Annotated in this window: 3 protein-coding genes and 1 pseudogene; 2 read left to right on the forward strand and 2 right to left on the reverse strand. The window is 57.1% G+C overall.

Going from position 1 to position 3,579, the window contains the following annotated elements; genetic code table 11:
- Both SMC3_RS09085 and SMC3_RS09090 read right to left on the reverse strand, forming a co-directional pair.
- Nucleotides 1-415: pseudogene (locus SMC3_RS09085) on the reverse strand (hypothetical protein); the annotation flags it as partial.
- A complete protein-coding gene (locus SMC3_RS09090) occupies nt 415-2,181 on the reverse strand; it encodes an ABC transporter ATP-binding protein (protein ID WP_119088286.1) in 1,767 nt (588 codons plus the stop codon). The pseudogene SMC3_RS09085 and the gene SMC3_RS09090, both read right to left, overlap by 1 nt.
- A 169-nt stretch (nt 2,182-2,350) precedes the next feature.
- Here SMC3_RS09090 and SMC3_RS09095 point away from each other — a divergent pair, with 169 nt between their 5' ends.
- Together SMC3_RS09095 and SMC3_RS09100 are read left to right on the forward strand one after the other, a co-directional pair.
- Nucleotides 2,351-3,061, forward strand: coding sequence for an endonuclease III domain-containing protein (locus tag SMC3_RS09095; protein WP_119088287.1), 711 nt, complete (start codon nt 2,351-2,353; stop codon nt 3,059-3,061).
- Nucleotides 3,058-3,579 (forward strand): radical SAM protein (locus SMC3_RS09100; protein WP_119090085.1); only part of this gene is annotated, 522 nt, incomplete at its 3' end. The genes SMC3_RS09095 and SMC3_RS09100, both read left to right, overlap by 4 nt.

Here is a 3,579-nt window from a genome sequence, read left to right on the forward strand (position 1 = left end):
TGAGGCGGTCAATACCCAGCTGCCTCGCCTTGTCAGGTGCCACGACATAGAGAGACACATCCGTGGTCTGTACCGATTTGCCGCTCAGGCGTAAACCTTTTGTCAGCTCGGTACTGTCGTAGTAGGAATGACCGCCCAGCACAAAACGGTCCACCCCGCCTACAACCCCGTTCGCCGTCTGGACGTCTTCGAGCGCGTCCACCCGCACGAACCGTGCTGTCGTCGGGTCGATATAGTTGTCGATAGCCTGGCGCACAATGAGTGGACAGGCAATGGTCTTTGCGGTCAGAATGCAGATCAGGACCAGGGAGATGAGCAGCATCCACCAGTACGGACGCGCAAACTTCAGCAGACGCGCCATAAGCGTCGTATCAAAGGACCGTTCCTGGGTCTCGTCGTTCGAAATACCAGCCATTATTCCTTCTCCACCTTGTGTTCCACAAGCTGTCTTCTGAAGACACGCCAGTACCAGTCATGCTTCCGCAGCAACGCGCTGTGCGTCCCTTCCTCGGCAACGCGTCCGGCATTCAGCACCAGGACTCTGTCCATCTGACGCAATGCAGAGATGCGGTTGCTGATTACAATCGTCGTCGGTCGCGACGTGAAACCTGCAATGTTGTCCAGAATGTGTTTTTCGGTGTCGGCATCTACCGCTGAAAGAGCATCATCGAGGACCAGAATGCGCGGTTTCTTGAGGAATGCCCGAGCAATTGTGACTCGCTGCTTCTCACCACCCGAGAGGGTCACTCCACGTTCTCCCACGATCGTGCCGAATTCATCCTTGAATTCTGAGATGTTATTGTAGATATCGGACTGCTTCGTTGCTTCCCCGATCTCCTTCTCACCTACCGGCAGATCAGTCACGTTGATATTCTCCTCCAGGGAATCCGAGAACAGGAAAACGTCCTGTGTGACAACACCAATAGCGCGCCGCAGGTCCTTGAGCCTGTATCGCCGCACATCCACCCCATCCACCAGCACCTTCCCGGCGGAGGGATCATAGGCGCGCGTAAGCAGCGAAACAATCGTCGTCTTGCCTGAACCTATGGGGCCAATGATGCCGATCTTCTCCCCTGAAGCAATATGAAAACTGACATCATCCAGGATCTTATGTCCTTCCCGTTCAAAGGTAACATGCTCGAAGTCAACATCGCCACGTAGTTCTCCTTCGATAGACACTGCGTCCGGTAGTTCCTGGATCGTTGACGACCGATCGAGGATTTCATTGATGCGAGCGGCAGAAGCCTGCCCCCGCTGGAAGAGATTGATCGCCTGCCCCAGTGCCGTCATCGGCCAGGCGAGCATCCCGATGTAGGTATTGAATGCAACGAGGCCTCCGATGGTAAACGTACCACGTGTTGCAAGGATCCCTCCATACCAGAGCAAGACCAGTACAGAAATGGCGCCCAGGAAATCAATAAGTGGTCCCGCAAGACCCCAGATTTTGATCAAATGGATATCGCGACGCTGCAGGTCCATCGCCTTCACCCTGAGACCGCGTGCTGCATCCTTCTCACGTGTGAACACCTTGATGATGCGCATGCCGGTCATAGCCTCTTCAACATAATCGGTGAGCGCAGAGAATGCGTCCTGAACACGTTTGAACAGTTTGAAAACCAGAGGCCCCGCACGCGTCACGATGAGCGCGATAAGCGCAAGAGGAATAAGCGCGAGAAGGGTGAGCGCACGATTAAACCGTAACATGGCGATGAGCGTGAAGGTCGTCATGATAAAGAAATCCGAAATCATGAGCAGGCCATCGCCCAGGGATTGCCGCACCGCCTCCAGATCGTTGGTCACAAGTGCCATGAGGTCACCCGTCTTGTGAACGTCGTGAAAATCGGCGGACAACTCAAGATATTTGGCGAACAGGTTGTCACGAACCTCCTGCTCCAGGTACCGGGCGCTTCCCCAGATAAGAAATCGCCAGAAGTAGCGGCCGACGGTTATTCCTGCAACAAGCGCTGAGATCTGCAGGAGAGCAACGAGCAATGTATGTGCCGTTGCGGTAAACGAGGACAGGTCGTCGATGACTGTGGCGGTGATCCCTGGAATGATCGTCTGAGAAATATCGACAGCAGCCAGGATGAGAATGCCACAGAGATAGCGCACCCAGTATTTGCGAATAATGGGACCCAGGTGGCGCCATATGCTTTTTTGTTTGGTTTCCGTATTACTCATACCTTCAAAGGATACTGGAAGCCGGCCGCGTTGTCAACATAAGAGCTCGTACCCGAGCTACCCGGCATGCCGGGCCGGCGATGAAGGGGAGAGTGGCTCTGTCAACCCCGTCATCACGGGTCCCGCTTGCATCGTGACGGCGCTCGGCTAGGCTGTGACGGTTAAAGAGATGATGACACCACTGCAGCTGTTCGACATATTACTCACCACATTCGGGCCTCAGCACTGGTGGCCCGGCGACACGCCGTTCGAGGTCGCCGTAGGCGCCGTGCTGGCCCAGAATACGAGCTGGTCGAACGTCGAGAAGGCGATCACCTCGCTCAAAGCCGCGAATGCCATGACAGCCACCAGCCTGCTTTCTCTTTCAGCATCGGACCTCGAACAGGCTATCCGTCCGGCCGGGTACTATAGGGTCAAAGCCCGGTATCTCCGGACTCTTGCCGAGTGGGTCAGCCAGCACGCCTCAGGAGACTTGTCCAGTCTCATGTCCGAAGACATCGGCGCTCTGCGCTGCGAGATATTGGCTCTCCAAGGAGTGGGCCGGGAGACCGCAGACAGCATCCTGCTCTACGCGATCGGCAAGCCCGCCTTTGTCGTCGACGCCTACACGCGGCGCATCGCAGCCAGATTGCGCCTCCTGCCCGACAACGCCACCTACGAGAGCACACAACAGTATTTTGTCGCACAACTGCCCGAAGACGCGCACCTGTTCAATCAGTTCCACGCCCTGCTGGTCCGTCTGGCCAAGGAGCACTGCCGGGCGCGACCCGTGTGTCTCGCCTGTCCACTCGAACAATATTGTCCCTCGGCAGACTCATCGTCTGCAACAGGGCACGCTGTGTGCGTGCGGGCCATGCCCGAAAGGAGGACCACCCCGTGAGCTACCGCTACATCTATGGCCCTATCCCGTCCAGACGTCTGGGCCGGAGTCTCGGCATCAGCCCCATCCCCGACAAGACGTGCAACTTCAGCTGCATCTACTGCATGCTCGGGCGAACGGACCACCTCACGAACGAGCGCGAGGAGTACTTCAAGATCGAGGACATCCTCGCCGAGCTGGGCGATGCGCTCAGGCACGTGTCTCCGCCGCCTGATCACATCTCGATCGTGGGCAACGGTGAGCCGACCCTTTATCTTCGACTCAAAGACTTGATCCAGGGAGCACGAAGACTCACCAGCATTCCCATCGCTGTCATCACCAATGGCGCGCTGCTGTCCGAGCCTGCCGTGCGCGAAGCGCTGGCCGAAGCGGATATTGTTCTCACCTCGTTCAACGCCCCTACTGAGGAACTCTTCCGCCGCATCGACCGACCATGCCCAGGCATCGCGTTCGAGGCCATGAAACAGGGACTGCTGGACTTCGCCCACATGCGGAGGAGGGGCCAGCTCTGGGTGGAG

Source organism: Candidatus Cryosericum hinesii, assembly GCF_003570985.1.
Taxonomy (GTDB): Bacteria; Caldisericota; Caldisericia; order Cryosericales; family Cryosericaceae; genus Cryosericum; species Cryosericum hinesii.

What these genes read in the sequence shown, in the direction of transcription:
- SMC3_RS09090 (WP_119088286.1), bottom strand. Translation starts at nt 2,181, where the DNA reads ATGAGTAATACGGAAACCAAACAAAAAAGCATATGGCGCCACCTGGGT.
- SMC3_RS09095 (WP_119088287.1), top strand. Translation starts at nt 2,351, where the DNA reads ATGATGACACCACTGCAGCTGTTCGACATATTACTCACCACATTCGGG.